The 26,555-nt window shown below is 62.2% G+C and carries 29 protein-coding genes and 2 pseudogenes; 18 read left to right on the top strand and 13 right to left on the bottom strand.

Going from position 1 to position 26,555, the window contains the following annotated elements; genetic code table 11:
• Nucleotides 1-331: 331 nt before the first annotated feature.
• Complete coding sequence (locus ACQ4MJ_RS21515) at nt 332-1,003, bottom strand: helix-turn-helix transcriptional regulator (RefSeq protein ID WP_431173714.1); 672 nt, start codon at nt 1,001-1,003, stop codon at nt 332-334.
• Nucleotides 1,004-1,232: 229 nt separating this feature from the next.
• On the opposite strand from ACQ4MJ_RS21515, the gene ACQ4MJ_RS21510 reads away from it, so the two are divergent.
• From ACQ4MJ_RS21510 to ACQ4MJ_RS21490, 5 genes and pseudogenes are all read left to right on the top strand, one after another.
• Nucleotides 1,233-2,327, top strand: a complete 1,095-nt coding sequence (locus tag ACQ4MJ_RS21510; protein ID WP_431151329.1) for a hypothetical protein — start codon at nt 1,233-1,235, stop codon at nt 2,325-2,327.
• A gap of 136 nt (nt 2,328-2,463) precedes the next feature.
• Nucleotides 2,464-3,045 (top strand): annotated as a pseudogene (locus tag ACQ4MJ_RS21505) (DUF6988 family protein).
• Nucleotides 3,046-3,877: 832 nt separating this feature from the next.
• The gene (locus tag ACQ4MJ_RS21500) at nt 3,878-5,440 is read left to right on the top strand and encodes a recombinase family protein (protein WP_431151330.1); all 1,563 of its coding nucleotides are present in this window, start codon (nt 3,878-3,880) and stop codon (nt 5,438-5,440) included.
• On the top strand, nt 5,437-6,339 hold the full coding sequence (locus ACQ4MJ_RS21495; protein WP_431151331.1) for a ParB/RepB/Spo0J family partition protein: 903 nt from the start codon (nt 5,437-5,439) through the stop codon (nt 6,337-6,339). Before ACQ4MJ_RS21500 ends, ACQ4MJ_RS21495 begins: the two co-directional genes overlap by 4 nt.
• Nucleotides 6,336-7,217 carry a plasmid partitioning protein RepB C-terminal domain-containing protein gene (locus ACQ4MJ_RS21490; protein ID WP_431151332.1) on the top strand — a complete coding sequence of 294 codons (882 nt, stop codon included), beginning with the start codon at nt 6,336-6,338 and terminating at the stop codon, nt 7,215-7,217. Before ACQ4MJ_RS21495 ends, ACQ4MJ_RS21490 begins: the two co-directional genes overlap by 4 nt.
• Nucleotides 7,218-7,272: 55 nt before the next feature.
• Here the strand turns inward: ACQ4MJ_RS21490 and ACQ4MJ_RS21485 are convergent, their stop codons facing one another.
• From ACQ4MJ_RS21485 to ACQ4MJ_RS21470, 4 genes are read right to left on the bottom strand one after another with little or no spacing between them, the layout of a single operon-like run.
• Nucleotides 7,273-7,560 carry a hypothetical protein gene (locus ACQ4MJ_RS21485; protein ID WP_431151333.1) on the bottom strand — a complete coding sequence of 96 codons (288 nt, stop codon included), beginning with the start codon at nt 7,558-7,560 and terminating at the stop codon, nt 7,273-7,275.
• A 48-nt stretch (nt 7,561-7,608) separates the two neighbouring features.
• The gene (locus ACQ4MJ_RS21480; RefSeq protein ID WP_431151334.1) at nt 7,609-8,094 is read right to left on the bottom strand and encodes a hypothetical protein; all 486 of its coding nucleotides are present in this window, start codon (nt 8,092-8,094) and stop codon (nt 7,609-7,611) included.
• Between the two features lie 21 nt (nt 8,095-8,115).
• Nucleotides 8,116-9,234: a HigA family addiction module antitoxin gene (locus ACQ4MJ_RS21475; protein ID WP_431151335.1), complete on the bottom strand. Its 1,119-nt coding sequence runs from the start codon at nt 9,232-9,234 to the stop codon at nt 8,116-8,118.
• A gap of 16 nt (nt 9,235-9,250) precedes the next feature.
• On the bottom strand, nt 9,251-9,547 hold the full coding sequence (locus tag ACQ4MJ_RS21470) for a type II toxin-antitoxin system RelE/ParE family toxin (RefSeq protein ID WP_431151336.1): 297 nt from the start codon (nt 9,545-9,547) through the stop codon (nt 9,251-9,253).
• 260 nt (nt 9,548-9,807) lie between these two features.
• On the opposite strand from ACQ4MJ_RS21470, the gene ACQ4MJ_RS21465 reads away from it, so the two are divergent.
• The gene (locus ACQ4MJ_RS21465) at nt 9,808-10,191 is read left to right on the top strand and encodes a TOTE conflict system archaeo-eukaryotic primase domain-containing protein (RefSeq protein WP_431151337.1); all 384 of its coding nucleotides are present in this window, start codon (nt 9,808-9,810) and stop codon (nt 10,189-10,191) included.
• Nucleotides 10,192-10,357: 166 nt separating this feature from the next.
• Here the strand turns inward: ACQ4MJ_RS21465 and ACQ4MJ_RS21460 are convergent, their stop codons facing one another.
• A complete protein-coding gene (locus tag ACQ4MJ_RS21460) occupies nt 10,358-11,338 on the bottom strand; it encodes a hypothetical protein (RefSeq protein ID WP_431151338.1) in 981 nt (326 codons plus the stop codon).
• Between the two features lie 849 nt (nt 11,339-12,187).
• On the opposite strand from ACQ4MJ_RS21460, the gene ACQ4MJ_RS21455 reads away from it, so the two are divergent.
• From ACQ4MJ_RS21455 to ACQ4MJ_RS21435, 5 genes and pseudogenes are all read left to right on the top strand, one after another.
• On the top strand, nt 12,188-13,045 hold the full coding sequence (locus ACQ4MJ_RS21455; RefSeq protein WP_431151339.1) for a DUF3800 domain-containing protein: 858 nt from the start codon (nt 12,188-12,190) through the stop codon (nt 13,043-13,045).
• A 204-nt stretch (nt 13,046-13,249) separates the two neighbouring features.
• Nucleotides 13,250-13,663, top strand: coding sequence for a YkgJ family cysteine cluster protein (locus ACQ4MJ_RS21450; protein WP_431151340.1), 414 nt, complete (start codon nt 13,250-13,252; stop codon nt 13,661-13,663).
• Nucleotides 13,664-13,804: 141 nt separating this feature from the next.
• On the top strand, nt 13,805-14,017 hold the full coding sequence (locus tag ACQ4MJ_RS21445; RefSeq protein ID WP_228897090.1) for a hypothetical protein: 213 nt from the start codon (nt 13,805-13,807) through the stop codon (nt 14,015-14,017).
• 47 nt (nt 14,018-14,064) lie between these two features.
• Nucleotides 14,065-14,151: pseudogene (locus ACQ4MJ_RS21440) on the top strand (4Fe-4S binding protein); the annotation flags it as partial.
• 296 nt (nt 14,152-14,447) lie between these two features.
• Complete coding sequence (locus ACQ4MJ_RS21435) at nt 14,448-14,885, top strand: OsmC family protein (RefSeq protein ID WP_055401254.1); 438 nt, start codon at nt 14,448-14,450, stop codon at nt 14,883-14,885.
• Nucleotides 14,886-14,940: 55 nt separating this feature from the next.
• Here the strand turns inward: ACQ4MJ_RS21435 and ACQ4MJ_RS21430 are convergent, their stop codons facing one another.
• From ACQ4MJ_RS21430 to ACQ4MJ_RS21415, 4 genes are all read right to left on the bottom strand, one after another.
• Nucleotides 14,941-16,263: a serine hydrolase domain-containing protein gene (locus tag ACQ4MJ_RS21430; protein ID WP_431151341.1), complete on the bottom strand. Its 1,323-nt coding sequence runs from the start codon at nt 16,261-16,263 to the stop codon at nt 14,941-14,943.
• 82 nt (nt 16,264-16,345) lie between these two features.
• Complete coding sequence (locus ACQ4MJ_RS21425) at nt 16,346-16,927, bottom strand: thioredoxin family protein (RefSeq protein ID WP_431151342.1); 582 nt, start codon at nt 16,925-16,927, stop codon at nt 16,346-16,348.
• A 25-nt stretch (nt 16,928-16,952) separates the two neighbouring features.
• Entirely contained in the window at nt 16,953-17,666 is a 714-nt protein-coding gene (locus ACQ4MJ_RS21420) for a cytochrome c biogenesis CcdA family protein (protein ID WP_431151343.1), read from the bottom strand.
• Between the two features lie 2 nt (nt 17,667-17,668).
• Entirely contained in the window at nt 17,669-18,196 is a 528-nt protein-coding gene (locus ACQ4MJ_RS21415) for a DUF2147 domain-containing protein (RefSeq protein WP_431151344.1), read from the bottom strand.
• Between the two features lie 178 nt (nt 18,197-18,374).
• Here ACQ4MJ_RS21415 and ACQ4MJ_RS21410 point away from each other — a divergent pair, with 178 nt between their 5' ends.
• The 3 genes from ACQ4MJ_RS21410 to ACQ4MJ_RS21400 all read left to right on the top strand — a co-directional run bounded on the left by ACQ4MJ_RS21410 (nt 18,375) and on the right by ACQ4MJ_RS21400 (nt 21,332).
• Nucleotides 18,375-19,148 carry a response regulator gene (locus ACQ4MJ_RS21410; protein WP_176887632.1) on the top strand — a complete coding sequence of 258 codons (774 nt, stop codon included), beginning with the start codon at nt 18,375-18,377 and terminating at the stop codon, nt 19,146-19,148.
• Nucleotides 19,145-20,458: an ATP-binding protein gene (locus ACQ4MJ_RS21405; RefSeq protein ID WP_431151345.1), complete on the top strand. Its 1,314-nt coding sequence runs from the start codon at nt 19,145-19,147 to the stop codon at nt 20,456-20,458. The genes ACQ4MJ_RS21410 and ACQ4MJ_RS21405 overlap by 4 nt, the downstream gene beginning before the upstream one ends.
• Nucleotides 20,459-20,534: 76 nt before the next feature.
• On the top strand, nt 20,535-21,332 hold the full coding sequence (locus ACQ4MJ_RS21400) for a DUF72 domain-containing protein (protein WP_431151346.1): 798 nt from the start codon (nt 20,535-20,537) through the stop codon (nt 21,330-21,332).
• A gap of 11 nt (nt 21,333-21,343) precedes the next feature.
• On the opposite strand, the gene ACQ4MJ_RS21395 is transcribed toward ACQ4MJ_RS21400, so the two are convergent.
• Nucleotides 21,344-21,646, bottom strand: coding sequence for an acylphosphatase (locus tag ACQ4MJ_RS21395; RefSeq protein ID WP_431151347.1), 303 nt, complete (start codon nt 21,644-21,646; stop codon nt 21,344-21,346).
• Between the two features lie 70 nt (nt 21,647-21,716).
• Between ACQ4MJ_RS21395 and ACQ4MJ_RS21390 the strand changes: the two genes are divergently transcribed.
• The 3 genes from ACQ4MJ_RS21390 (at nt 21,717) to ACQ4MJ_RS21380 (ending at nt 23,698) form a co-directional block, all read left to right on the top strand.
• Entirely contained in the window at nt 21,717-21,962 is a 246-nt protein-coding gene (locus ACQ4MJ_RS21390) for an ATP-binding protein (RefSeq protein WP_121421715.1), read from the top strand.
• Nucleotides 21,963-22,033: 71 nt separating this feature from the next.
• Nucleotides 22,034-22,180: a hypothetical protein gene (locus ACQ4MJ_RS21385; protein ID WP_158603283.1), complete on the top strand. Its 147-nt coding sequence runs from the start codon at nt 22,034-22,036 to the stop codon at nt 22,178-22,180.
• 126 nt (nt 22,181-22,306) lie between these two features.
• The gene (locus ACQ4MJ_RS21380) at nt 22,307-23,698 is read left to right on the top strand and encodes a homoserine dehydrogenase (protein ID WP_431151348.1); all 1,392 of its coding nucleotides are present in this window, start codon (nt 22,307-22,309) and stop codon (nt 23,696-23,698) included.
• Between the two features lie 180 nt (nt 23,699-23,878).
• Here ACQ4MJ_RS21380 and ACQ4MJ_RS21375 read toward each other — a convergent pair whose 3' ends face one another.
• Together ACQ4MJ_RS21375 and ACQ4MJ_RS21370 are read right to left on the bottom strand one after the other, a co-directional pair.
• Nucleotides 23,879-24,505 carry an FMN-binding negative transcriptional regulator gene (locus ACQ4MJ_RS21375; RefSeq protein WP_431151349.1) on the bottom strand — a complete coding sequence of 209 codons (627 nt, stop codon included), beginning with the start codon at nt 24,503-24,505 and terminating at the stop codon, nt 23,879-23,881.
• A 1-nt stretch (nt 24,506) separates the two neighbouring features.
• Entirely contained in the window at nt 24,507-24,986 is a 480-nt protein-coding gene (locus ACQ4MJ_RS21370; protein ID WP_431151350.1) for an OsmC family protein, read from the bottom strand.
• 108 nt (nt 24,987-25,094) lie between these two features.
• Here ACQ4MJ_RS21370 and ACQ4MJ_RS21365 point away from each other — a divergent pair, with 108 nt between their 5' ends.
• On the top strand, nt 25,095-26,555 hold the full coding sequence (locus ACQ4MJ_RS21365) for a PLP-dependent aminotransferase family protein (protein ID WP_121508069.1): 1,461 nt from the start codon (nt 25,095-25,097) through the stop codon (nt 26,553-26,555).

Genomic DNA, 26,555 nt, shown 5'->3' with positions numbered 1-26,555 from the left:
AGGCACCGGATTGGGCTCGCAAGAGCAAGCTCTTCACAACTTCCAGGCCGTCCGGCTCATTGAGCACATCGATGGGTCTCCGATTTCCCAATGCTGGGACCACACCAGTAAGCCCACCGTCCAACCACACCTTTGCATGAAAACCAGTTTGGTCTCCTGACTCATCGAGCATGCTCTGTACGAGCACTATGAGAGTGGCGATGTCGTCTGAAATGGCCATGGCTTGCTCCGTGGAAATGGCTGGGGATCAGTGCGCAACACTGATAGTGCAATTCTTGTGATTGAGCGTCAAATTTCGGCCTCTGTCAGAGGCTTGTCCGAATGGCACTTGTCATTGACGAACCCTACCGGCAATTTCAAGAACGACGCCTTCCTTCAGTTCACGGACCTCTTGGAGGATGCTTTTTCGGACCTCTGGCGGCAGAACAGCGGTCATCGGGGACGCCTGCCTCAGTTCCTGCGCTCTGTGGGTTCTCCCCAGTGCCTTACGCCACTTGCGATGCTCCAGGATGTCTTTCCACTCAACCCACAGGCTGACCGAGCGCTGGTCCCCAGCATCCACCCACTTTTGAAGAACTGCCTGGGCCTGCTGGATCAACTCAGGCTCAGCGCGAACGCGTCGCACCGCTTCTTCATGCAGGGCGAGACTTTGTAGATCCTGGATCCGGTGGCGCGTGAGGTCCGCGGAAACGACGATTCGAGCCAACGGCGCATCACGGCTTGTCCCAGCCGCCGCTGTATTTGACGTGGCCGGTCGCATGACGCCATCCGCCAACAACGCGAAGTCGCCCTGGATGCCCAAAGCGGATACGACTTTCAAGTAGGTGCCCATGGACGGCGTGGGATCTCCCGCTTCGACTGCTCGCAGTGTCCCGCGCGAGATTCCCGCGCGGCTCGCCATCTCCACCGTGCTCAGGCTTTGGGACTTTCTTAGACGTCCGAGTCTGTCGCCCAATTGGAGGAGCAAGTGGAGCTGTAGCAGTGAAGAGTTGCTTGAGGCCATCTGTTCGGCATTACTTGGCAATGCGAGTATTCTGCAAAGCAAACTGAAGGTACAGCGAAACTCGGACGCATGGCTTTCAATTGCAGTTGTGCATCAACTGGGGCATGACAGATTCACCGCTGGAATCGAACCTGCCGTCAACCCCGAAACTTGCAGCCGAGCAATACTGAATTCGAGTCCACTTGACCTTTGCAAGACTCCATAATTGCGGCCAAAGGGAGGGAATGAAATGCCGGTTGAACTTGGTGTTTGGCGAATTGATCAGGGGTTGCAAGCTGTCTTGCATCAGCCCATGGCTAACGAAAAGAAGCTAGAAGACCTGATTGAGGCGAACATCGCAGTAGTTGCGCCCCATCTCATGGTCATCGGCCGGCAAGTCCAGACCAGCTATGGGAAGTATGTCGATCTTTTGGCAATTGACCGGGCCGGAAACCTGGCAATCATTGAATTAAAGCGCGACATGACACCGCGCGATGTAGTAGCCCAGGTGTTGGACTACGGCTCTTGGGTCATTGGCCTGCAGAGCGATCAGATCGCATCCATCTGGGGTAACTACGTCGAGAAGTACCGCCCCAGCGATAAAGGCATGAGCCTGGATCAGGCGTTTTGCAAACGGTTCGGCTTGAAGGAAATGCTTGATGAGCTGAACACTGAGCATGAGCTGATCATTGTCGCCAGTGCCTTGGATGACAGTACCGAAAGAATCGTGGAGTACCTTGCTGGCTACCACGGCATCAACATCAATGCTGTTTTCTTTCGGATGTTCAAGGATGGGGATCGCGAGTACCTCACGCGTGCCTGGCTTCGTGACCCGACGGAAGATGCGTCCGATTCGCCCGATGCGCCAGCCAACAGTCATTGGAACGGTGAGTACTACGTTTCCTATGCCGGCGAGAATCGCGAGTGGAATGAGGCCCAGAAGTACGGCTTCATTGCGGGCGGAGGCGGGACCTGGTACAGCAACACCCTACAGATGCTATCTCCCGGAAATCGTGTCTGGGTAAACATCCCGGGCACAGGATATGTCGGAGTCGGAGAAGTGACAGGTCTCCGGGTGCCTGTAGATGACTTCACGTTTAACGAGAACGGGCACACCAAAAAGATCACGGACACCGATGCCGTCATCGCCACCCGGACCAAGTACGCGGAAAGTCCGGAGAACGCGGAGTACCTGGTGCCTGTGAAGTGGATCGAGACTGTGCCTGTCGCCAACGCGATCAAAGAAAAGGGCTTCTTCGGGAACCAGAACACCGTCGCGAGACCAACGTCACCCAAATGGGTACATACCGTGGCGCGGCTCAAAGAACGTTTCCAGATCGACTAGCCCCCTGAGAGACTGCACCTTGACTGGATCTTCATCAGCTCCACAAGACTCTCGTAGCGACGATCCCGTACTGGCGCTCGCAGATCGATCCGACGAGTTCGAGGACGCCATACTGGCCTGCTTTCCTTCGACAGGTGTGGTCCTAGCCATTGAATCTGAACAAAACCAATTGGCCTTGAGCGCATGCCACCTGTGCATTGAGCATTCCAAGGTAGTAAGAACTGCATTTGCCATTGACGCCCCGAGCTCTGCATGCGGAGTTCTTCGCCTTCAATATGAGGCTCTGCTGCGGGCCTCATAGCTCCTCTTCGCGGCAACTCCAGCACAGATCGAAAAGCTAAGCAGGGAACTGACGCCGGAAGCCGAGCTTGCAGCCAAAAATCTCCCGACTGCTGGTGAGATGCTCTCAAAGGTGTTGACAGCAGCCCCTGCAGGGTTGACTGCGCATCTGGCGGAGTTCAACGAGTATTCACGACACGCCTTGAACTCGTATGTCCACAGCGGAATTCACCCGCTTCGCCGTGTGCGTGAGGGTTTCCCGGTGGAAATGGCGCTGAATCTGATTCGAATCTCCAATGGGCTCATGCACATGGCTTACCGAATGCTTGCCATGTTGATGGGATCACAGCGCCGAATGGATAAGGTGACGCACTTGTATAAACAATTCACCGATTGCTGCCCAATGGCCCCGTCGGGTCAAGCGACCGGAAAAAGCTAGTTCCCGGGAGTTAGATTTTCCCGGCGGTATGTGGATAGGGCTCAGGGCTTGCCTGCAACCCTTATGCAGTCACTTATCCAGTGTCCACTCCGCTCGTCGAGAACAGGCATCAACCGCATGCCCTACAGCGTTAAGTTCAGTTCAGAAATGGCCTTCACCCCCTGACTGCCAGCTTTACGTGGAAATTGACACTCAAGGCATCCGTCCTGAAATTAAATCTCCCTTCCTGTTCCGACTGGAGATTCACCATGGAAAAGCGCTGGTGCAATGCATGCGGAGAGTCGTTTGAACCCCGGCCTCAAACCCCTCACCAGTTGTACTGCGCAAAGCCAGAGTGTCAGCAGTCACGCAAACGCTTATGGCAAAAGACAAAGCGCAAGACTGACGACGACTACCACGAGAACCAGGCTCAGGCCCAGTCTAGTTGGCGCAGGGATCATCCAGATTACTGGCGCCGTTACCGTGAATCACACCCCGAGTACACCGCAGCCAATCGGCAACGTCAGAAGCAACGCAACGCTCGGCGCTCCGCTTCTTTGCACGCGTCCCCAATTGCAAACAGTGACGCGTCACCACAAGCCTTGCCCGTATTGGGCATCTTCAAACTCATTGCAATCGCCCCAGCTATGTTGGCAGGACAGCAGGAATGGATTGTCCAGATCAGCTTGGCGCCTTGAACCTGTTCGGAGACGTGTGATTGCAAAGAGAGGACTTCATCGCCAACAGATGATGACGCTGGTAGTGTGGTGTTGCCGTTGCTGACCCGGGAGATGTTTCCAGGTAGCCGATGACCTCGTGGCGCAGCACCACGAGTCTGTTGAGGAGCTGCACGATGGATAAAGGCGAACTTCCATTGCCACAGAATGGGCAATCGAACTTCCGCGCTGCGGAGTACGTGCGGATGTCGACCGAGCACCAGCAATACTCCACGCACAACCAAGTCGCCCGCATTCGGGAGTACGCCCAACAACGCGGCATCGAGGTGGTGAAAACCTATGCCGACGAAGGTAAGAGCGGGCTTCGGATTGCCGGACGGCTTGCCTTGCAACAGCTCATTGAGGACGTGGAATCGGGTGCTGTGGACTTCTCCATGGTGCTCGTCTACGACGTTAGCCGTTGGGGTCGCTTCCAAGATGCGGATGAGAGCGCGTACTACGAATATCGGTGCAAGCGCGCGGGTATTCAGGTGGTCTACTGCGCGGAGCAGTTTGAGAACGATGGCTCGCCCATCTCAACCATCGTCAAGGGCGTGAAGCGAACCATGGCTGGCGAGTACAGCCGGGAGTTGTCGACGAAAGTGTTTGCAGGCCAGTGCCGGCTGATCGAGCTAGGTTATCGGCAAGGAGGGCCTGCGGGCTTTGGATTGCGCCGACTACTGGTTGATCAGACGGGGGCGAGCAAGGCCGAATTGGCACGTGGTGAGCACAAAAGCTTGCAGACCGACCGAGTCGTTTTGGTGCCTGGCCCCCAGGAAGAGGTGCAGGTGGTTCAAAGCATCTACCGTTGGTTCGTCAATGACGGCTTGTCTGAGACGGAGATCGCCTCGCGACTGAACTGCTCGGGCATGCGCACCGATCTGGGTCGCGAATGGAACAGAGCCACTGTTCACGAGGTCCTCATCAACGAAAAGTACATCGGCAGCAACGTCTACAACCGGGTGTCCTTCAAGCTGCGCAAGCTGAGAGTGCTCAATCCTTCAGACATGTGGATTCGCAAGGAGGACGCCTTCCCCGCCATCGTCGCTAAGGAGGACTTCTACACGGCACAAGGCATCATCCGCGCGCGCTCGCGCCGCTATTCAGACGAAGAATTGATTGAGCGACTTCGCAACCTCTATCAGCACCGCCAGGCGCTGTCTGGGCTCATCATCAATTCAACCGAGGGCATGCCATCCTCTTCGGTCTACGCCCATCGCTTCGGCAGCTTGGTACGTGCTTACCAACTTGTTGGCTTCGTCCCATCGCGCGATTTCCAATACGTCGAAATTAACCGGCATCTGCGCCGGATGCATCCCGCCATCGTCGTGCAGACCGAGGAGAAGATGGCGGCGCTAGGCGGTAGCGTAAGACGCGATCCGCTCACCGATCTCTTGTATGTCAACGAGGAGTTCAGCGTCTCTATCGTTCTGGCTCGTTGTCGGCGCCGCGAGTCAGGACAATTGTTCTGGAAGATGCGGTTCGACACTGGCCTTGCGCCCGATCTCACGGTAGCGGTACGTCTGGATCTCTCCAACCAGTCTGCTCTGGACTACTACTTGTGGCCAAGACTGGACTTCGGCAATCCTCGCATCAGTTTGGGAGAACGCAATCCGGTGGAACTGGAGAACTACCGGTTCGACAACCTGGACTACTTCTATGGAATGGCAGCACGGACCCGGCTACGGAGAGCGGCATGACCGAGCCGCTTTCTCTGCCCGAACTGCGCATGATCCCGATGGACCGTATAGAGATCCTGAATCCGCGCGAGCGCAACCAGCGCAAATTCAGCGCGATCGTGGAAAACATCGGAGCAGTTGGTCTGAAGAAGCCTGTCACCGTCACACCGCGTCCAGGTGAGGACGGTGCAGAGCGCTACGTACTTGTGTGCGGCGAAGGACGATTCAAGGCATTCCAGCAGCTGGGAGAGAAGCGCATTCCAGCGCTTGTGGTCATGGTCTCCGACGAGGACGCGTTTGTCATGAGCCTTGCTGAGAACGTCGCGCGGAGACGGCATCAGCCACTGGAACTGCTGCGCGGCATCACGTTGCTGCGCGACAAAGGAAATTCCGTCCAAGACATCGCGCGCAAAACCAACCTGCACGAGTCCTATGTGCGTCACATTCTTGAATTGGTCGACAAAGGGGAGGAACGACTGCTGGTCGCCGTCGAGCGCGGCAAGATGCCGATTACCGTGGCCATTCTTATCGTCGGCGCTGGCAACGATGACAAGGCAGTGCAGATGGCAATGCAAGAAGCCTACGAATCTGGCGAATTACGTGGCCCGCAGCTGATGTACGCCAAGAAGCTGGTGGAGCGGCGCCAGTTTCTAGGACGCTCCATCGCACGTTCCACGCCTAGGAAGCCTGTTGACATCACTTCGTCTAGCCTGGTGCGCGCCTACAAGACAGAGGTTGAGCGCCAACGCATCATGATCCGCAAGTCGTCTCTCGTCCAGCAGCGACTCTTCTTTGTATACGGCGCACTGAGAAAGATGTTGGGCGACGAGAACCTGGTCAACATCCTTCGACTGGAGGGGCTGGACAACTTGCCCAAGTACCTCGCGGAACGCGTTTCCCGCGGTGGAGGCTCTGTATGACATCCACGACCCTTGGATTCCTGCCCAAACCGCTCATGATTGAGGTCGACCGAATTCTTCCGTCGGTCAAACTCGACCAAAAGATCGCAGCGACGCACAAGTTCCGGCAGATCAAGGAATCCATCGCCGAGATCGGTCTCATTGAGCCCCTGGTGGTCACAGCGGTCGACCGCAAGACCTCACGGCATCTCATCCTGGACGGGCATTTGCGCTTAATGGCCATGAAAGAGCTGGAGCTCAACGAGATTCCCTGCCTGGTCTCCACCGACGACGAGTCTTTCACGTACAACAACCAGCTGAACCGCCTGTCGACCATCCAGGAGCACATCATGATCCGCCGCGCTATGGATCGTGGCATTTCTGCAGCGAAGTTAGCCAAAGGTCTGTGTATTGACGTGAGCTTGCTGCAAAAGAAGCGCAGCCTGCTCGACGGCATTTGTGATGAGGTGGCCAGGATTCTGAAAGACCACCAATTCTCGACAGAAGTCACGGCAGTGTTACGACGCATGAAGCCCACTCGCCAGGTCGAGTGCGCCGAACTCATGGTGGCCGCCAACACGGTGACTGCCAGCTACGCCCGTGCGATGCTCGCGGCGACACCAGAAGAAATGCTGGTCGGCGGCAAGAAGACGATTCGCAGCGCCGCCATGTCGCAAGAGCAGGTGGCGCGGATGGAAAACGAGATGACCAACCTGCTGGGGCAGTACAAACTGGCCGAGCAATCGCACAGCGAGGACATGCTGAACTTGATGATCGCCCGAGGCTACATCGTCAAGCTCGTAGACAACGCGCGCGTGCTGCGGTACATGCAGACCCACTTCCCAGAGGTCTTGGAAGAATTCTCCAAGATCGTGGAGATGACGACCGTGGAGGCTTGAGTATTTGAGCTCCATCGGGAGCGCGTCAGCACTGCCGCGCGCCTAATACATCGCTTCAAAGTTGCGCTTCGATGCGCGCAAACAGTTGGTCCACGCGGTTGTAACCGGGGCGCGGTCCTTGGAAAGAATGGGGAAGTACCGCGAGGCCCTTCATGTCACGCTCATGGAAAATTTTCCAGCCTATACGCTCACCGGACTCACTGCCGCCCCCCACCTGATAGGCCCGTAGAGCGCGGTTCCCTTTCCGGTCAGTGCCATACGTGTGTGGCTCGACTGTGCGCATGTACCCGCCGTAGTTGAAAGTCAACAGATGCTGAGTCCGGATCGCTTCGGCAATCGGCATGTCTTGTCCTCCATGTGTGCAGGTCAGAGCAAAGTCGTTGAAACGTCTTCAGGCGGCCTTCTTGCCTTTAAGCGGGAGCTGCAGCTCCTCGACGTCAAGGGTGAAATTCAGGGGAACCTGAATCGGGTCTTTGTCCTGGTTTTTGCCGTTGTAGACATCCACATCGGTTTTGAGCTGGAAACAGTCGCCGACGATTTGCTGCCGTCGTTGTCCGAAGGACTTGACGAAATGTGACCGAGGCGCTTTCTCGTCGTCCATGTCCGCCCACAGTGACATCGTGCGGTCGCCCTTCTTGAATCGCACCGCATGCTTGGCCCGATAACGCTGCCCGTTTTCATCGGTGCGGTACTCTTCACGGAAGTATTGTGAGACGTCTGAAGCAATCGCATCGACCACGGTGCGCACGCTTGGCTTGTGCAGGCCGTTTCTGTACGCCCACTCTGCGACAGCATGAGGATCGAGCAAACCGTCGCCTCCGATCTCGGACTGATAGCGCTCAATGTATGCCTTGACCTGATTTCCATACGCGGACATGTGAATCTCCAATGGCGGTGGTTACTCGGTGAACGATCCCCAGCCGTCAACGTCGGCTGAGGGCAGTATGAATGCACGTACCTTCACTTGGTGCTTGCGCAGGAAGTCGTGGCGGTCGAGGCGACGCTGTAGCTGGCCGACCACCAGCCCCGGATGGACCTGGATGCGTTGGGCAAACCGAAGCACTCTTTCTTCAGAGAAGTAGGGCTGCACTCGCGCAACGAAGTCATCTAGCTCGGCCTTTGGGACACAGAAGTCGGCCCCTGCGGCGTTTGCCAAACGCTCACACTCGGGCAGGTCGGCTTTCGAGTCCCCAACGTCAGTGTCGATGACCGCGCGGTTCTCTGCCTTGCCATCCTCGCGCAGAACATGCTCAAGCTCGTGACGAAGTACAAACCAGAAGTTGTCGATACGATCAAACCGCAGCGTCATGCCAACTACTGGCGCATTGCTGTCCAGCCAGAAGCAAGCACCGTCCATCTTCGACCCCACCAACGGCTCGACAAAGACCAGCCGTACGCCAGCTTCTGCAAGGATGCGCGGGACGTTGCGAATCTCTTCCGGAGCGAGGATCAGTGCTCTTAGCTTCTCGATAGCTGACAGCAACTTTGCCTTCGAATATGTCGGCACAACTTGCTGACTTGCGATGGCGCGCACCCGAAACAGCCATGCGAGCTGCAGCGGCGTGGTGTCTGCCATGGCATGCGTCTTCTTCGCCGCGTGGCTCAACTGAGGAGTCGCCGTGACATCCGCAATGTCGAAGAACTCGCAAAAACGCTGCTCCAGGACCTCGATGCTCTCGCTGGCCCGCACCCATCCACGGCGCAGCATCTCGCGTACCGGAAACTGGGTGTACAGGCGGGCTTTGCGCGCTACGTTGTCGTTGGGCACAGTCACCTTGGAAAGCTGGTACTGGCTCTCCAGGTTCATCCAATATTCCGGCGACGTGCCAAAGGCCTCCCCGAGACCTTTGGCCGTTTCCGGCGTGATGGCTCGCTTGCCTGCTATGAGCTCGCTCACAAGCCGTGGCGGGCGATCCAAGATGTCTGCCAGCTCCTGCTGGCTCCAGTCCCGCGCCTCCAGTTCCTCTCGCAGGAACTCGCCTGGCGGGAACACTTCGGCGGGTACTCGTGCGTTCATAGGCTCTCCAAAACTTCTAGTGGTAGTCAACGATTTCGACGATGCCGATGACCTTGCAAGGGTGATCTCCACGAATTTCCAAGACCAAGCGCCACTGCAAGTTCAGCCGCACTGAGTGCTGCCCCTGACGATCCCCTTTTAGCTTCTCGAAGTGCAACGACTTCAAGGCCATCAAATCACGCTCATCTCGAAACGCTCGAATTTGCTGCATCCGTTTTCGGTACGCCCGAACGATCTCCTGCGAGAAGCCGGCAGTGAACTGCGGGTCGGTCTCGAGGCGGTCCAGGTTGTCATCGTCGAACTCCACATCCATAGAGAAAGTCTATGCAAAATAGACCTAGTCGTCAACACCATCTTTACACGTGGTGTAAAGATGGTGTTTTTAGACAATCGAACAGGGTTTGGAATACCGCCGAAGCACAGGTGAGGCAGCGCAGCAGAATCCGCGTGGCAAGGTGAAGATGGGCCTTGGTCCATCCCCACCTGCATGGCCGACCAAAAGTTGGACTCCGTCGCGGCGTTGCAGGTTGAGAACACCCGTCTCATCGCACTTCTATATGCGCTCGGCGTCGGGTGACGCACGCACGAGCCGCTCACCGAGCGCTCTCCAACACCCGCTTCCACCAAGCTGTCGCCGGGCGAGAAAGTCGCCTTGTTGCGCAGCCCTTTTTTGCGGGGCGAACGGATGTCTTGCCAACCCTCTGGGAGAGCAAGACCACCGGCAAGTCAGGCTACGCGATATTTTTAAACGAATGGTGGCCCGCATCTGCCATAAGTCCAGGATCAAGTGCGGACTGCGCGCATCTTTCACTCACGTCTATCACCGACCCGGTGATCTACGCCCATCTGAAGGGCAAGCACATGGTCGGCTTCCAGCTGACAAAATTAGTCTCGAATCTGATACCCGGCAACGTAGCGGTCAAAGTGCTCACCGCAGAGGGGTCCAGATGCGGTTGAGGCGCTGGCAGGCGCCTCGCAGAACTCGCAGGTTGCGCCCTCCAGGTCTGCCGCGTCCTGACAGTCGGGGCACAACGGCCTCGCAGAGTTGAACTCAAGGTCGACATCCTTGAAGGCGGCAGGCCCGGTCTTGTCGCGGCAGCGTCTGCATTTGAAGCGCAGGGCGTCAGACATGGTTGTTGCCCCCACGTTGGCGAGCAAACATCGCAGCAAGCACCTCTTCATGAGTCTTCGGTCGCCATTCGGGCCGCTGCTCCATCAGCAGCTCTCGAACGCCGGGGTCGATTTCCTGCTCAACCAGGTACTGGAAGAAGCCCACCATCCCTCGTGGCGTTTCCAGTAGCGCATGAGCGGTTGCACGGCCGACATCGTCGATGACGGAACGCGCTTCGGCATATCCGCCAGCGACCGCGATGGCAGCGCATTGCAGTGCGTCCGAGAAGTAGCGTTCGGCGAGCAGCCTCTCAGCAAGGGCTGGCAGTGCCTGCGGCAGGCCCTGATCGTGTGCTTCCAGAAAGAACTGGACCGCTCGACTTGTGAGGATGTCGTCCTTGGAGGCAGCCAGGAGCCCGCTGAGGAATTGCGAGTAAGCGTGCCCTTGACTGGCAAGGCGCGCCAGCGTGGCGACAACCGACTGTTCAGCGGCGATGTTGTAGCCGAAGATGAACTCGCGGGCACCTGGCTCGGTGGGATCGTATAGGCGAATACCGTCAAACGCTGCGAAGAACTGTTCGATGACCTGCGCTCGCAGCTTCTCAATCAATGGCGAGTGGGTAAAGCCTGTCAAGGCTTTGCTGATTTCGTCGCGTCGTCGGGCCTGACCCTTTACGGTCCCGGTTGCCTCCGCATGCCGCCGAAGGTCTTCGACGGTCCGAATTTCTGGGTGGTCGGGAATGCTGACTTTAAGCCGCTTCTTGTCTAGCTGTTGCGCGGCCAGTTCTAGGTCTTGCTGCTTCTCAGGAAACCATGTGAGTTCATGCCCGCTGCTTGGCAAGTGGCGACAGTGGTGCCACGCCTTGCTTTTTGGATCGTTGGAAGCCGCCGGAATGACGTCGACGAAATTAATCGAGTTTTGGTTCTTGAACAGAAATTTGCGCTTAACTGTGAGCGCAGCTCCATCGATGCGGAGCGTGAATGTGGCTGCCATTGGGGCCTCATGTTTGATATGCGTCGAACGGTGACCAGGCTCCGCTCGGCTCAAACTGAGGAGACCGATGCAGACATACAAACTCTCTATACGCGTTTTATTACGCTCCCTGGTCAAAGGCGGTGATGAATACACCGTGAGCGTCGTGGCTGCGGGGGCCACGGTGCCGGGTCTGATGGATCGGCAACCTTGGAATTATAACAGCGGGCTTGGGGAAGTCTGCGGAAATCGTGTTGTGAAGTGCTGATCGGCGCAGAGGCCCGCTGACAGGCGGCGCCATGAAGCAAGCTCATTAGGGGGTGGACCTGGCGACCAAAGCGCACGCGCAAGGGCGAGTTCCTTAGCTAAGATGGAGCACGTGGTGCCTTGGGCCTGAGTTCAGGAAACCACCTGGAAATAGTGGCTGTTTCGCGGTACAAATTAGTATCCGCGCCAGACAGAATCACGCGGCGGAGTGTCGTCATTGGGCATGGAGCGAGCCGCAATGGCAGCGCCATGGAGCAGGTGCGTAAGTCATTGATCCAGCAGGTCGATTTCGCATCCTATAGGTGGCTCAACAAAGGTGCAGTTAGCCGCTCATCATGCGTTGGGGCTACTCATGACGCATCATCACCATCGCCGAATATCCCAGAAAAGGTATTGACCACATGACTTGCGAAAGCTTTAAATTTGGAAGGAAAGCACGTCCAGCGGGGCCATTTCCCTGGTGTCAGCGACGGCTTGTAGGATGTTTGCAGGTTTGTGGGAATGTTTTCTAGAGCCGCTCCCACTGGAACTGCAAATATCATTGATTTCCGAGGCCCTGGGTTTGCAGGTTCAGTGAGAACCTACACATCGAGCTCAGCCTCCATGTCTCGTGAACTAGTTCTTTACTGCGACGAGTCAGATTCTTCTGGAAGACATTTCGCCAATTTTTACGGCGGAGCTTTGGTTGAGTCTGCTCACTTGGCCGAAGTCGTCCAGCGTCTAGCTGCACGTAAAAACTCATTAAATCTGCTTGGTGAAGTCAAGTGGCAAAAAATCACGGAACCGTACGCGCAAAAGTACATGGACCTTGCCACCGAGATCTTTGCTCTTGTGCGGGAGGGGAAGCTCAAGCTGCGGATCATGTTCACTCAGAACTATTTTTCTGCACATCGGCTAACCACTGCGCAACGAGAAAACGGTTTCTTCCTTTTGTACTATCAATTCATTAAGCACGCTTTCGGACTGAAGTTTGCAGGGCTACCAGAGCTACCGCAAGTCGGAATCAGGGTGTACTTTGACAAGCTACCAGACACCGCAGAAAAGTGTTTAGCTTTTAAGGGATTTGTCTCGGGGCTTAACCAAAACAGAGAATGGCGCCGCGCAGGAGTTTTCATCCGGCAAGATCAACTCGCAGAGATCGACTCCAAAGAGCACGACATCCTGCAAGCCTTGGACTTGGTGCTTGGAGCTATGCAGTTCCGCCTGAATGACAAGCACAAGGAAAAGCCTGAAGGTAGCTTACGTAGAGGGAAGCGGACAATTGCCAAAGAGCGCGTCTACAAGCACATCTTGGCTGAGATTCGCGAAACTTACGATGGCAAGGCCTTCAATATCGGAACGAACACCGGAAGACCTTCTGGCATGCATCATTTGTGGACAGACCCTTACAGACATTGGCTGTTTAAGCCAGCAGATGGGGTCGTAAGGCCAGAGTTCGCAAAAAAACGAAGCCAAAAATAAAAAGGCCCCGCGTTCACTACATAGCGTCCCAAGTGGAACTTGGGCGTTCGTGAAACGAAGGGCCACCGATATGTTAGCACAAGCTAACCAAATAAGTCCGAGTGAGCGGTCATTGAATCGCTGCCTCATCTATTGACGTCAACGACATTTCAGTCAGGCACTCGATGTGATGTCAGGTAGTGACACTAAGTCTCAATTCTTCCCATGCGCTCCCCTATCGCCATCGTCGACGTCGACCGCCTCGACACCTGGACCCGCTACCGCGCAGGCCTGTGCGACACCTGCGCGGCCAACTGCTGCACGATGCCGCTGGAAGTGCTGTTGCCCGACCTGGTGCGGCTTGAGCTGGTAGACCCGTTCGAGGCCGAGCATGAAGAGCTGCGGCACATTGCCAAGCGGCTGCTCAAGGCGCGGTTGATTGACCACTTCAATCACAAGAACGCGATCTTCACGATGGCGCGGCGGGCCAGCGGGGACTGCAATTTTCTGGACCCGAAGACCCGGCTGTGCACGGTGTATGACAAGCGGCCCGAGACGTGCCGGCTGCACCCACAAAAGAAGAGCCCCAAGCCTGGGTACTGTGCTTATGGGGCTCGGGACTTGCAGCGCAAGGGCTGAACGGTCACCAAGACCAATCCGTCGGTTGGTGCAGCAGCGCGGCACCCGACACGGTGCAAGCTGACCAACCTCCCTGCTCCTACACCGTGTCCCTCTGTACAAGGCCTGCCCAAGGCTCCGCAGGCTCTGCCATCACGGCACTTGCACACCGCGCTGCTGGGCAGCCAGCATCATGGACCAGCGGTAGCTGACGCCCTGGACGTGTCCATGGATGTGAAGGTGCCGGATGATGCTGGAGGCACTGTTGCTGCTGCAGGGGCGTGCACGCACGGTATCGCCAGCGCACCCGCCTTCGATGGTGGTTACAGCCCGCCCACCACGGCAGCGCTCGACCAGCGGTGCTGCGTGCGCTGAGCTGCAATGCTGTCGTGGTCGCCTGGCTCTATCCTGCTGCTGCGATCTGCACGGGGTGCGCCTTGTGCGCGGTGCGGTGTCCGTTTGATGCGATCCGCATGGTGCGGACCCAGCCCCTCATTGAAGACGTTTAGTGTGGTGTTGGACGCTATCCGGCACTTCTAACCGGGTCTTTTCGGCCAGGGCGGCGTTGCAAATCCGCGCGATACCTACGGGTGTCGCTGTGGCTTGCGCCTTGCCCTGACCAAAAATCCATCGGCTTTCAATGTGCCGTCAAGCATGCAACACCACACTAGCGCTGCAACGGGCACCCATGCCCGCCACGATGCACGTTCAAGATGGACAGCACGACGCGACGGTGTCCCACACGCCCGAGCGGCGGGGCGTGGTGACATGGGCGGTTCACCCCATTCACCACAAGGAGCACACCATGTCTGAAAAGAAAGCCAGCGTTCACTGGGAAGGTGCCGGCAAGTCCGGCCAGGGCCAGATCAGCACCGAGACCGGCGCACTGGACAAGTACCCCTACGGCTTTGCCAGCCGCTTCGGCGACGACCGCAAGGGCACCAATCCCGAGGAGATCGTGGGCGCTGCCCATGCAGCCTGCTTCACCATGGCGTTTTCTTTTGCCGCCGAGAAGGCTGGCATCGCCACCGAGACCGTCGACACCACGGCCAGCGTGCGGCTCAGCAAGGAAGGCGATGGTTTTGTGATTGACCGCATCGCCCTCACGCTCACGGCCAAGGTGCCGGGCATGGACGACGCGGCCTTTCAGAAGCTAGCGGCCGATGCCAAGGCCAACTGCCCGCTGTCGAAGGCGCTGGCCTCGGTGCCAGAGATCACGCTGACCGCCACGCTCGTGAAGTAGCTATCGGTACAGGCGCAGCGCCGGGGGCGCCGCCTTGGCCGATTCTTCTTCACCCTCAGCGAGCCCGCACCGCCGCTGCCAGCGCAGCAAACGCCTGCCGGTCCAATGCGTGCGTGAAGGCTGTGTTGGGCACCGGGTGTGTTGATAGCTTCACCACCACCAGTTCTGCCGCCGGGTTGATGTGGATGTGCTGGCCCATCAGTCCCTTCGCTTCGTAGGTGCCGTCCGCATCGTGCGGCACCCACCACTGGTTGTGGTACGAGTAGCCCGCGCGCATGGCTGTGCCGGGGGCCATGCTGAATTTCGTGGGATCGGCACCCTTGCGCAGCTCGGCAATGGTGGCGGCCGAGATGATCTGCTGGCCGTTGAAGCTGCCATTGGCACGAAGCATTTCTCCAAAGCGCCCCAGGTCGCGCAGCGTGGCGTTCACGCCCACGCTGGTGGACTGGCCACCGTTCGCATCGGCAAACACATAGGCATCCTCCTGTGCGCCCAGGCGCGACCAGATGCGCTCGGACAGCAGTGTGGCGTAGCTCTTGCCCGTCACGCGCTGCAGCAGCCAGCCCAGTACTTCCGTGTCCACCGACTTGTACGCAAACGCGGTGCCGTGCTCCCCTTCTTTCTTCAACGTGGGCAGGAACTCGGCCATGCTTTTGGCGGCGTTGCTGCCGGGCGGCGCGGGCTGCAGGCCTGCGGCGGCCAGGTACTGGAAAACGCCGGACGCAGGGTCGGCAAAGTTCTCGGCGTATTGCACGCCGGTCGTCATGTCCAGGGTCTGCTGCACGGTGGCATCGGCCCAGGCGCTGGTGGCCAGCTCGGGCAGGTAGCGGGGAATCAGCGCTTTCGGGTCGATCACGCCTTCCTGGATGAGTTCAGTGGCCAGCAGGCCGGTGAGCGATTTGCTCATGGACCACAGCACGTGGGGCTGGTGCGGCTGCATGCCGATGTGGTGGCGCTCGTACACGACACGGCCTCGGTGCAGCACCAGCAGGCCATCGGTGTAGGTGGCCTTTTGCCAGTCAGCCAGCGTGGTGGTGCCGCCCTTGCCGTCGGGCACCGGCAGTGCATCGTCCAGCGCGCGGGCTGCGGTGGGCAGCGCACTGGGTGCCCCTGCGCCGCGCCACACGGCCGCCGTGGGCCCCAGCTCGCGCAGGTGGTGCGCGGCCCAGCGCACGTTGGGGTATTTGAGGATGTTGGCCAGGCGCACGACCTTGTCGGGCGGCGGCGGAAAGCCCTGCATCAGTTGCAGTGTGGCGGGGTAGGTGGCGTCCGGTGGTGGCAGTTGCGGTGCCTGCGCATGGCTGGCAGCGGCCATGCAGAGGGCGGCAGCGGCCGCGGCGAGTGTGACCAGGGCAAATTGAAGGCGGGGGTACGGCATGGTGCAAAAGTCCTGCAAAGGTGAGTGGAGAGCGGGCAGAGAAATGACGGGATAAAAATGGGTGAACGGTGGAGCCAGACGCCTAGCTCCGCGCCGCCAGCAGCGCGCGGATCACGGCCTCGGTGCGGTCGTATTCGCCTTCGCCGAAGTGCTTGTAGCGAATGCGGCCCTGCGCATCGATGAGGTAGGCTGCGGGCCAGTACTGGTTGCTGTAGGCCTTCCAGGTGCCGTAGCGGTTGTCCTGCGCGACGGGGTGCTTCACGCCGTGGCGGCGCATGGCCACCTCGACGTTGCTGGTGGTGCGCTCAAACGGAAACTCCGGCGTGTGCACACCCACCACGGTGAGGCCCTGGGGCGTGTACAGCTCGGCCCAGCGGTTCACGTGGGGCAGCGTGCGGATGCAGTTGATGCAGGCATACGTCCAGAAGTCCACCAGCACCACGCGGCCGCGCAGCTGGGCTAGGCTGAGCGGCTCGGAGTTGAGCCAGCGCTCGATGCCTGTGAACTCGGGTGCCGCGCCAAAGTCGGGCAGCGTGGCCGCCTGGACGGCGGGCCCTGCTGCGTGGGTGAGGGCGGGTGCCGCTACGGCGGCAGCCACAGATGCTGCAGACGCCAGGAACGTGCGGCGCTGAAACGAGATGGGTGAAGAAATGCGCGATGTCATGGTGAAACTCCTTGCTGAGGGCCGCTTACAGCCCTCCAAAACTTGAGGGATAGAACTGCGACAGCCACGCTGTGACCTGGCCATCCACCTCCAGCAGCATGGCCAGCGCGACGGCGATGACCACCACCCCAAAAACCTGCTGCACGCGGTGTGCATGGCGCGAGATGCGGCGCACATGACTGGCCGCGGCCTGACCGCCGTAGGCGATGGCCAGCATGGGCAGCGCGGCGCCGGTGGAATAGGCCAGCAACAGCACCGCCGTGCTGACCCCGGGCGGCTCCGTGGCGATGAGCGCGAGGATGGAGGCCAGCACCGGCCCGGCGCAGGGCGTCCACACCGCACCCAGGCTCAGACCCAGCAGCAGCCCGCCCCAGTTGCCCGCCGATGCGCCCATCCCCAGGCTGGCCGCTCGGTTGAGCACGCCACCCGCCTGTTGGCTCAGCCACTGGAATGGCTTGGGCCACACCGTGAGCATGCCAAACACCAGCAGCAATACGGCGGCGAACCGGCGCAAGCCCTCGGGCGACACGCCCAGCACATGCGTGAAGCTGCTGAACAGCAGCGCCACGGCTGCAAACGACAGCGCAAACCCCAGCGCGATGAACAGCGGACGCGTGCGCTGCGCTGGGCCGCCCGCCACCGACGCCCCCAGCACCACCGGCAACATGGGCAGCACGCAGGGCGCGCCCACAGTCAGCATGCCAGCGGCCACGGCCAGCCAGGGAGAGGTGGCGGCCATGCTCATTGCATGCCCCCACGCTCTGCGGCCGGGCGACGCCACACCTGCGTCTTGCCGAACAGCGGGATACCGACATACGCGCGCACCAGCAGCTGGTCGGGCTCAGCGGGGGTGAGGGTGGAGCGGTAGGTCTTGGCGTTCTCGCGGTTGTAAATCTCGCCTTGGTACTCGCCGCTGCCGCTGTCGCGCAGGCCGGACAGCATCGTCATGCCCAGCGCGGGCCGCGCGTCGGCCGCGGCCATCTCGGTGCCGGGTGCACTCATCGACCGGTTGGCCAGCACGCGCACCACCTTGCCGCAGAGGGTGATGGTGCCGCTGCTGCCACCGGTGTTCGCACTGGCAGTGCCATTGGCGTTAGTGGGGCAGGGAGCAATCTCCACCTCCAGGTTTCCGCTTTCGGTGATCCAGCGGCCCAGCGGGGCCTTGGGGTGCGGCGCCGTGGCGGGCTGGGTGGCAGCCTCTTGCGCGCTGGCGGTGTGCGCCAGGCCCAGGGCCAGCGCAGCGGCGGCCAGGGCGAAGGATGGTTTCATGGCAAGTCCTCGTGAAGTTCAGGAAGACTGCATTGAAGCCAGCGTACGTATCGGCGGTTTGTCCTGCACAGGCCTTTTGGTATGCGCGCGTGTCGGCGGCACCGGCAGACAAGTTCAGATACATGCGGGCCCGTACTGGCCTCACCGCAAGGCGCCAAAGCCTGGACAATCAGCGCCCATGACGACGACGACCCCGCCCGACCACATCCTGATCGTCGATGACGACGCCGGCATCCGCGAGCTGGCGGCCGAGTACCTGCAGCGCCAGGGCCTGCAGGTGAGCGTGGCAGCCGACGGCAGGCAGATGCGCGAGGTGCTGGCCACGCAACGCATCGACCTCTTGGTACTGGACTTGATGCTGCCGGGCACCGACGGCATCGCGCTGTGCCGCGAGCTGCGCAGCCCCGGCACGCCGCCGCTGCCCATCATCATGCTCACCGCGCGCAGCGACGAGGCGGATCGCATCCTGGGCCTGGAGCTGGGCGCGGACGACTACCTGACCAAGCCCTTTGCCGCGCGCGAGCTGCTCGCGCGCATCCACGCCGTGCTGCGGCGCACGCGCATGCTGCCGCCCAACCTGGCCGTGGCCGAGCCCGCGCGCCATCTTGCGTTCGGCGACTGGCGGCTGGACACCACGGCGCGGCACCTGCTCGATGCCACGGGCGCAGTGGTGGCGCTGTCGGGCGCCGAATACCGGCTGCTGCGCGTGCTGCTGGACCACCCCCAGCGCATCCTCACACGCGACCAGCTGCTGCAGCTCACGCAGGGTCGCGATGCCGATGTGTTCGACCGCTCCATCGACCTCTTGGTCAGCCGCGTGCGCCAGCGGCTGGGCGACGGGGTACGCGGCTCGCGCTATATCAAGACCGTGCGCAACGAGGGCTATGTGTTCTGCGCCGGCGTGTTGCCCGCACCGGCAACCGCACCCGCGCCGGGAGGAGCCGCCGCATGACGCTGCGCTGGTGGCCCCGCTCGTTGTTCGGTCGCATCCTGCTGGTGCTGGCACTGGGCCTGGCGCTGGCGCATGCGCTGACCTTCGTGCTGGCGATCACCGAGCGCAGCATGACCATGCGCCGCGCCATGGTGTCGTACCTGGCGAGCGATGTGGCCAGCTCCATGGCCATGCTGGACCGCCTGCCCGCCGCGGAGCGTGCGCAGTGGGTGGACCGGCTGGCGCGTCGAAACTACCGGTTTGCGCTGACCGCGCCGCTGGACGCACCCGAAGACCCGTCCGACCTGGCCCGCCTGATTGCAGGCGCCGTGGGCGCGACGCTGCCCCCCGGCCAGACGGTGCGGGTGGTCGACCCCCTCGTGCCCGGCACCGAGCTGCGCCTGCAGCTCCAGTTGAGCGACGGCACGCCGCTGGCCGTGGACATGGACGAGCCCCGGCTGCAGGTCTCGCCCTGGGTGCTGGGCGCGCTGGCGCTACAGCTGGCGCTGCTGGTAGGCCTGTGCGCCTGGGCCGTACGCGCGGCCACGCGGCCCTTGCGAACGCTGGCCGACGCGGCCGATGCGCTGGGCGCCGACCGCCCCGCCGTGCCCCTGGCCGAGGACGGCCCGCGCGAGGTGCAGCGCGCTGCCCAAGCTTTCAACCGCATGCAGCACCGCATCCAGGCGCACCTGGAGGAGCGCATGCGCATCCTGGCCGCCGTCTCGCACGATCTGCAAACGCCCATCACCCGCTTGCGCCTGCGCGCCGACCTGCTGGACGACACCGCGCTGCAGGGCAAGCTGCACGCAGACCTGGCCGAGATGCAGTCGCTGGTGGAAGAGGGCATCGCCTACGCGCGCTCGTCCCAGGCGGCCCAGGAGCCCCCACAGCGCGTGGACCTGCGCGCGCTGCTGCAGAGCATTGCGTTCGACTACGCCGATGCGGGCCTGCCCGTGACGCTGCTGCACGCAGACCCGGGCGCCTGCGACACGCGCCCCCAGGCCCTGCGCCGGCTGGTGTGCAACCTGGTGGACAACGCGCTCAAGTTCGCGGGCGCGGCTGAGGTGAGTCTGGAGGCTGGAGATCACGGCCAGTGGCTGCTGCGCGTGCTGGACCGGGGGCCGGGCATACCGGAAGCTGACCTGGCCGCCGTGCTCCAACCCTATGTGCGGCTGGAAGACTCGCGCAACCGCGGCACAGGCGGCACGGGGCTAGGCCTGGCCATTGCGAACGAGCTGGCGCAGGCGCTGGGCGGCCGGCTGGTGCTGGGGCCGCGTGAGGATGGTGCGGGGCTGGAGGCGCGGGTCGAGCTGCCCGGTCCGCAGCCATAGCACCGATCTGTAGGCTCTCCAGGCGCAGCAGGCCGCTGCTACAGTGGCCCTTCCGTGGATTCATGAGGGGAACACCGTGGACAGCACTGGTAGCACCAACGCAGGCAGTAGCAGCAGAAGCCAAAACATCCGCATCGGCATCGGCGGCTGGACCTTCGAGCCCTGGCGCGACAACTTCTACCCCGCAGGCCTCGCGCACAGCAAGGAGCTGCAGTACGCCAGCCGCCAGCTCACCTCCATCGAGGTCAACGGCACGTACTACAGCACCTTCAAGCCGCCCACCTTCGCCAGGTGGCGGGATGAAACGCCCGAAGGTTTCCTGTTCTCGCTCAAAGCCAACCGTTTTGCCACGCACCGGCGCGTGCTGGCGCAGGCAGGCGAGTCGATCACGCGGTTTGTGGAGAGCGGCATCTCGGAACTCAAGCACAAGCTCGGGCCCATCGTGTGGCAGTTCATGCCGACCAAGGTGTTTGAGCCACGGGACTTTGAGGCCTTTCTGGCCCTGCTGCCACAACAGGTGGATGGCCTGCGGCTGCGCCACGCCCTGGATGTGCGCCACCCGAGTTTTGCCACGCCAGAGTTCGTGGCGCTGGCCCGCCAATACGGCTGCGTGCCTGTCTACACGGACTCCGAAAAGTTTCCCGCCATCGCAGATGCAGAGGCCGATTTTGCCTACCTGCGGCTGATGCGCAGCCAGGCCGATGTGCCCACCGGCTACACGCACGAGGCGATTGCACAGTGGGCCGATGGCGTGCGCACCTGGACCGGCGGCGAGCGGCCGCGCGATGTGTTCGTCTACTTCATCAACGGGGCGAAGGAGCGAGCGCCTGCGGGGGCGATGGAGTTGCTGAGGCAACTGGGCCTGCGCGCTTAGCAGCGGCGCAGCTACAGCGTCTCTCGCTGCACAAACCCCTGCGGGGCCTCGCCACCATCGGGCACATTGCCCACCACCACACGTTCCACCCGCGCATGCACAGGCCCCTGATGCGCCCAGTCGATGAGGGCCAGCACGGCCTGCTCGGTGCCCCATGCGCAGGCCTCCACGCGGCCATCCTGGCGGTTGCGCACCCAGCCCTTTACGCCCAGGCGTTCGGCGGCCTGCACCATGGACCCGCGGTAGCCCACGCCCTGCACATGGCCGGTGATCAACAGATGGCGGGTGATGGTGGAGTGGGGTTCTGCGTTCATGGGGGGCACTGTAGCGCGCTCCTTGTGGGGAGCCCGCTCCAGGGGCACACTGCCAGCAGCACCGCACCACATGACCACGACCCCCCCCAAGGCACTGCCCACCATCGACCCCCAGCGCTGCACCGGCTGCGGCTGGTGCATTGCGGTGTGCCCGCCGCATGTGCTGTCGCTGCAGGTGCAAGGCACGGGGCCCTGGGGTCCCAAGTGTTCCACCCTGCACGATGCGCCGGGCTGCACCGGGTGCGCGCTGTGTGCGGTGCGCTGCCCGTTCGATGCGATCCGCATGGTGCGCGTGGCAGCCACCGAAGGTCGGTGAGTCCTTCGCGCCACAGGCCCACAGAAACGGGTTGACGGGCCCCGGCACGCATCCGGTACACTGCGCCCTTCATGTCGTACACCTCCATCCCCTTCACCGCACGCGCTGCTGCCTTCCAAGGCATGGGCATGATGCCGCCCGCACTCACGCGGGCCAACGGTGAACAGCGGGCACTGGATGCACGAATGATTACCACCATTACCACCGCGGCCACCTGAGCACGCGCAGGTGGCCGTTTCGGCAGCCACCTGGTGATCGCTCTCTTCTCCCCCAAGACGAATGCACGAAACCCAGCTCTGGCAGCTGGGTTTTTTTGTTTGTTCGTTCGTTAGCCGGAGAAGTCCATGTACCGAGATCCCGTCCAGTCCCTCGAAGCCCCGTCGTTGCAGTCGCCCACTGCGGCCATGCGCCCCCTGCGTGTGGGCATGATCGGCATTGGTACCGTGGGCGCGGGCACCTTTCGCGTGCTGGCACGCAACCAGGCGCTCATCGCAGGCCGCGCAGGGCGGGACATCAAGCTGGTGGTGGTCTGCGCCCGCAGCCTCGCCCGCGCCATGAGCGTGGTGGGCAAAGATGTGGCCCTGACCAACGACCCCATGCAGGTGGCCACACACCCCGATGTGGATGTGCTGGTGGAAGCCGCTGGCGGCACCGGCCCTGCGCGCGACTGGGTGCTGGCCGCCATCCGCGCGGGCAAGCATGTGGTCACGGCCAACAAGGCGCTGCTGGCCACGCACGGCAACGAGATCTTTGCCGCCGCCCGCCAGCACGGCGTGGCCGTGGCCTATGAAGGCGCGGTGGCGGTGAGCATCCCCATCGTGAAGGCGCTGCGCGAGGGCCTCACGGCCAACCGCATCGAGTGGGTGGCGGGCATCATCAACGGCACCACCAACTTCATCCTGAGCAAGATGCGCGATGAGGGTGTGGGCTTTGCCGAAGCGCTGGCGCAGGCCCAGGCGCTGGGCTATGCCGAGGCCGATCCGACATTTGACATCGAGGGCATCGACGCTGCGCACAAGATCTCGCTGCTGGCGGCCAATGCGTTCGGCATGCCGGTGCGCTTTGCCGATGCGCAAGTGGAGGGCATCACCCGCCTGCAGGGGCTGGACGTGGCCTGCGCCGAGCAGCTGGGCTTTCGCATCAAGCTGCTGGGCGTGGCCAAGCGGCGCAAAGAGAGCGATGTGGACGGCGTGGAGCTGCGCGTGCAACCTGCGCTGGTGCCTGCCGCGCATTTGCTGGCGCAGGTGAATGGCTCGATGAACGCGGTGATGGTCAAGGGCGATGCGGCGGGCGTGACGATGTTCTACGGCGCGGGTGCGGGGTCCGAGCAAACCGCATCGGCCGTGATTGCCGACCTGGTGGACGTGGCGCGCCTGGATGGCACCCGTGCACAGCAGCGCGTGCCGCACCTGGGGTTTCACCCCCAGGCGATGGACGAGCAACTGGCCGTGCTGCCCCGCGCAGCCGTGCACACCCGCCACTACCTGCGCGTGCCTGTGCACAGCGCCCAGCAGATCGAAGCCGTGGGTGCCTGGCTGGCGGCGCAGCACGTGCCAGTGCAGCGTGTGGAGCTGGCCTGCGACAAAGCGCTGCCCACGGGCAGCGAGCCCCAAGTGCTGGTGCTGACCGATGCCGTGGCCCAAGCCACGGTAGACCTGGCCGTGCACGCACTGGCCGCCCACCCTGCGGTGGCCGGGCCAGTGGTAGCGCTGCGGGTGGAGCTGCTGGAGGGATGATTCGTCCATAACCCGTTCACGCTGAGGCTGTCAAAGCGCCGCGCACGGCTTCGACAGGCTCAGCCCGAACGGTGATGAACGATTTCAGCCACCCAAAAAAATATGGTCAAAACAGGCTCTAGCGCTTATCTATCAAGCGCCAGAAGCTATCAATTTTGATGCTAGCGTGTACTCAAGGCATCAAGCCCCCCGCACCAGCGCGGCCATGTCTTGTGCTGCAGATGTGCCCTCGGCCATCAGGCCCTGCACCACGCCCGCGCGGTCGGTGTCGGTGCGGTTCTGGCTCACCTTCCAGACGCCTTCCCAACGCTCCACCGCCAGCTCGATGCCCACGATGGCGCCCAGCAGCTTGTGGATGTAGTCGGGCGGGGCATCGTCAATGCGCCAAGGGTCGGGGCGGTGCGCCTCGTGCCGCTCGCTCAGAATGTGCAGGATGGCGCGCAACTGCACTGGATCGTCCACCGCGCTGAGCGAGCCGTGGGCGTGCACGGTGGCGTAGTTCCAGGTGGGCACCTGCTTGCCGTCGATGGCCTTGGACGGGTACCACGAGGGCGACACATAGGCCTGGGGGCCGTGGAAGACCGCCACCGCTGTTTGCGGCAGCAGCGGCCACACGCCGTTGCCGCGCCCCACATGGCCCACCAGCGTGCCGTGCGGTCCGCGTGAGGGGTCCAGATACAAAGGCACATGGTTCACGTGCAGCGTGCCCTCGTGCGACACGACCAGGGTGGCCAGGGGCTGGGCCTGCACCAGTCCCTGCTGCGCGGCCGGGTCGGTGATTTGAAACTGGCGGTTGGCAATGGTCATGTCAGGCTCCATCCACTTCGAGCACGGGCGCGCAGTCGATCTGCGTCTTGACCGAGTTGGCCAGAAAGCACGATGTGTGGGCGCGGTGGTGCAGATCGTCCAGTTGTGCGGCACTGGGCGCGTGGGCCCCATCAAAGCGCGTGACGGGGCGCAACTGCACGTGGGTGACGACAAGCTGCCCCAGCGCGTTCTTGGCCATGGTGCCCACGGCGGCGTCGGTATAGCTGTTGAGCCGATAGCCCGCGCGGCTGGCGAAGTCCATGAACCACAGCATGTGGCAGCTCGACAGGGCCGCGACGTAGGCTTCTTCCGGGTCCACCGCTGCCGCGTCGGAATACGGCAGCGGCACGACATGGGGTGACGACGACGCGGCCACGGTGGCGCCGCCATCGAACTGCCAGGTGTGGGTGCGGTGGTAGCGCTTGTCCAGAAAGTCATCGTTGCCACGGGACCAGGTGATAGTGGCGGTGTGCTCGGCCATGGATAGGTCTTTCTTGCGGTGGCCGGGCCTTGGAGGAAACACAAGCCCGGGATTTCTAAAATGGCTCTTCAGTTTATGGTTGCATCACCACAACCAAGGAGCCAATTCATGCCAGTTGCCGGAGCCAATCCCAAGACCACAGCCCCCCGGGACGGGCGCCTGGGCCAGTTGCGCCAGCAGGTGTACGAGCAGCTGCGCAGCGCCATCGAACAGGGCCGCCTGCCGGCGGGCACGCGCCTGCCGCCGTCGCGCGAGCACGCAGCCAGCCTGGGCGTGTCACGCAACACCGTGCTGTGGGCCGTGCAGCGCCTGCAGGCCGAAGGGTATGTGGAGGCGCGTGTGGGCGACGGCACCTATGTCTCGCAGGCCGCAGGCGCACCGCCTCCGCAAGGGCTGGTGGCGCCGCCGCGTGGGCTCTCGCGGCGCGGGCAGCTCATTGCCGAGACGGCTGCCCGCTGGCGGCCGCCGCATGTGGCGGCACGCGCGTTCCGCATCGGCGCGCCCGAAGTGGACACGTTTCCGTTTGCCCTGTGGGACCGCCTGGCACGCCAGGCCAGCCCCCGTCAGCGCAGCGCCCGCGCGCAGTACCTAGACCCTGCCGGCGACCCCGACCTGCGCCAGGCCGTGGCCCTGTGGCTGTGGGCGTCGCGCGGCATCCGCTGCGATGCGGCGCAGGTGGTGGTGTGCTCGGGCTCACAGCAGGGCATCGACCTGATCGCGCGGCTGCTGCTGGACGTGGGCGACGAGGTGCTGGTGGAAGACCCCGGCTACCCGGGCATCCGCGCCAGCCTGCTGGGCCACGGTGTGCTGGCGCGGCCTGTAGCGCTGGATGCGCAGGGCCTGCGCATCGACGAGGGCGCGGCCCAGTGGCCCAGCGCGCGCATGGCCGTGGTCACGCCCACGCACCAGTTCCCCACCGGCGTGTGCATGGGCCTGGCGCGGCGGCAGGCGCTGCTGCAATGGGCGCGCACGCACGACGCCTGGGTGGTGGAAGACGACTACGACGGCGAGTTTCAGTACGGCGGCGCTGCCCAGCGCGTACCCGCCCTGTGCAGCCTGCCGGGCTCGGAGCGCGTGCTGTATGTAGGCACCTTCAGCAAGACACTACACCCCGGCCTGCGCCTGGGTTTTGTGGTGGTGCCGCCCGCACTGGTGGAGGCCTTTGCCATGGCCCGCGCCATCACCGACCGGCACGCGCCGGGCGACACCCAGGCGGTGCTGGCGCGCTTCATTGCAGAAGGCCACCTGCTGCGCCATCTGCGGCAGATGCGCGAGCTGTACCAGGCGCGCCAGCGGGTGCTGGTTGACGCGCTGGCCGATACGAGCGGTGGGGCCCTTCAGCTGGCGCCCAGCGACCGGGGCATGCACCTGCTGTACGAAGCCGCCCCAGGCAGTGACGACGAGACCCTGAGCCGCAAGGCGCTCACCGCCGGGGTGATGCTGGCGCCACTATCGCGCTATGCGATGCAGTCCACGCGGCGTGGCTGGCTGTTGGGGTATGCAGGCTATAGCGAAGCCGAGATCGTGGCCGCCGCGCGCGTGGTGGGCGGGCTGGCGCGCATGCGGTAA

This window comes from Acidovorax facilis (assembly GCF_050626955.1).
Classification (GTDB): Bacteria; Pseudomonadota; Gammaproteobacteria; order Burkholderiales; family Burkholderiaceae_C; genus Acidovorax; species Acidovorax facilis.
The sequence above is the reverse complement of the archived record's forward strand: the minus strand, read 5'-3'. Positions and strand labels throughout refer to the sequence as shown.

Excerpts from the sequence above, each read along its gene's own strand:
- ACQ4MJ_RS21365 (WP_121508069.1), top strand. The coding sequence starts at position 25,095 with ATGCCAGTTGCCGGAGCCAATCCCAAGACCACAGCCCCCCGGGACGGG.
- ACQ4MJ_RS21395 (WP_431151347.1), bottom strand. The coding sequence starts at position 21,646 with ATGAACGCAGAACCCCACTCCACCATCACCCGCCATCTGTTGATCACC.
- ACQ4MJ_RS21460 (WP_431151338.1), bottom strand. The coding sequence starts at position 11,338 with ATGGCAGCCACATTCACGCTCCGCATCGATGGAGCTGCGCTCACAGTT.
- ACQ4MJ_RS21510 (WP_431151329.1), top strand. The coding sequence starts at position 1,233 with ATGCCGGTTGAACTTGGTGTTTGGCGAATTGATCAGGGGTTGCAAGCT.
- ACQ4MJ_RS21470 (WP_431151336.1), bottom strand. The coding sequence starts at position 9,547 with ATGGATGTGGAGTTCGACGATGACAACCTGGACCGCCTCGAGACCGAC.
- ACQ4MJ_RS21380 (WP_431151348.1), top strand. The coding sequence starts at position 22,307 with ATGTACCGAGATCCCGTCCAGTCCCTCGAAGCCCCGTCGTTGCAGTCG.
- ACQ4MJ_RS21450 (WP_431151340.1), top strand. The coding sequence starts at position 13,250 with ATGCGCTCCCCTATCGCCATCGTCGACGTCGACCGCCTCGACACCTGG.
- ACQ4MJ_RS21495 (WP_431151331.1), top strand. The coding sequence starts at position 5,437 with ATGACCGAGCCGCTTTCTCTGCCCGAACTGCGCATGATCCCGATGGAC.
- ACQ4MJ_RS21455 (WP_431151339.1), top strand. The coding sequence starts at position 12,188 with ATGTCTCGTGAACTAGTTCTTTACTGCGACGAGTCAGATTCTTCTGGA.
- ACQ4MJ_RS21500 (WP_431151330.1), top strand. The coding sequence starts at position 3,878 with ATGGATAAAGGCGAACTTCCATTGCCACAGAATGGGCAATCGAACTTC.
- ACQ4MJ_RS21475 (WP_431151335.1), bottom strand. The coding sequence starts at position 9,234 with ATGAACGCACGAGTACCCGCCGAAGTGTTCCCGCCAGGCGAGTTCCTG.
- ACQ4MJ_RS21490 (WP_431151332.1), top strand. The coding sequence starts at position 6,336 with ATGACATCCACGACCCTTGGATTCCTGCCCAAACCGCTCATGATTGAG.
- ACQ4MJ_RS21480 (WP_431151334.1), bottom strand. The coding sequence starts at position 8,094 with ATGTCCGCGTATGGAAATCAGGTCAAGGCATACATTGAGCGCTATCAG.
- ACQ4MJ_RS21410 (WP_176887632.1), top strand. The coding sequence starts at position 18,375 with ATGACGACGACGACCCCGCCCGACCACATCCTGATCGTCGATGACGAC.
- ACQ4MJ_RS21430 (WP_431151341.1), bottom strand. The coding sequence starts at position 16,263 with ATGCCGTACCCCCGCCTTCAATTTGCCCTGGTCACACTCGCCGCGGCC.
- ACQ4MJ_RS21485 (WP_431151333.1), bottom strand. The coding sequence starts at position 7,560 with ATGCCGATTGCCGAAGCGATCCGGACTCAGCATCTGTTGACTTTCAAC.
- ACQ4MJ_RS21515 (WP_431173714.1), bottom strand. The coding sequence starts at position 1,003 with ATGGCCTCAAGCAACTCTTCACTGCTACAGCTCCACTTGCTCCTCCAA.
- ACQ4MJ_RS21425 (WP_431151342.1), bottom strand. The coding sequence starts at position 16,927 with ATGACATCGCGCATTTCTTCACCCATCTCGTTTCAGCGCCGCACGTTC.
- ACQ4MJ_RS21405 (WP_431151345.1), top strand. The coding sequence starts at position 19,145 with ATGACGCTGCGCTGGTGGCCCCGCTCGTTGTTCGGTCGCATCCTGCTG.
- ACQ4MJ_RS21385 (WP_158603283.1), top strand. The coding sequence starts at position 22,034 with ATGTCGTACACCTCCATCCCCTTCACCGCACGCGCTGCTGCCTTCCAA.
- ACQ4MJ_RS21375 (WP_431151349.1), bottom strand. The coding sequence starts at position 24,505 with ATGACCATTGCCAACCGCCAGTTTCAAATCACCGACCCGGCCGCGCAG.
- ACQ4MJ_RS21415 (WP_431151344.1), bottom strand. The coding sequence starts at position 18,196 with ATGAAACCATCCTTCGCCCTGGCCGCCGCTGCGCTGGCCCTGGGCCTG.
- ACQ4MJ_RS21390 (WP_121421715.1), top strand. The coding sequence starts at position 21,717 with ATGACCACGACCCCCCCCAAGGCACTGCCCACCATCGACCCCCAGCGC.
- ACQ4MJ_RS21435 (WP_055401254.1), top strand. The coding sequence starts at position 14,448 with ATGTCTGAAAAGAAAGCCAGCGTTCACTGGGAAGGTGCCGGCAAGTCC.
- ACQ4MJ_RS21420 (WP_431151343.1), bottom strand. The coding sequence starts at position 17,666 with ATGGCCGCCACCTCTCCCTGGCTGGCCGTGGCCGCTGGCATGCTGACT.
- ACQ4MJ_RS21370 (WP_431151350.1), bottom strand. The coding sequence starts at position 24,986 with ATGGCCGAGCACACCGCCACTATCACCTGGTCCCGTGGCAACGATGAC.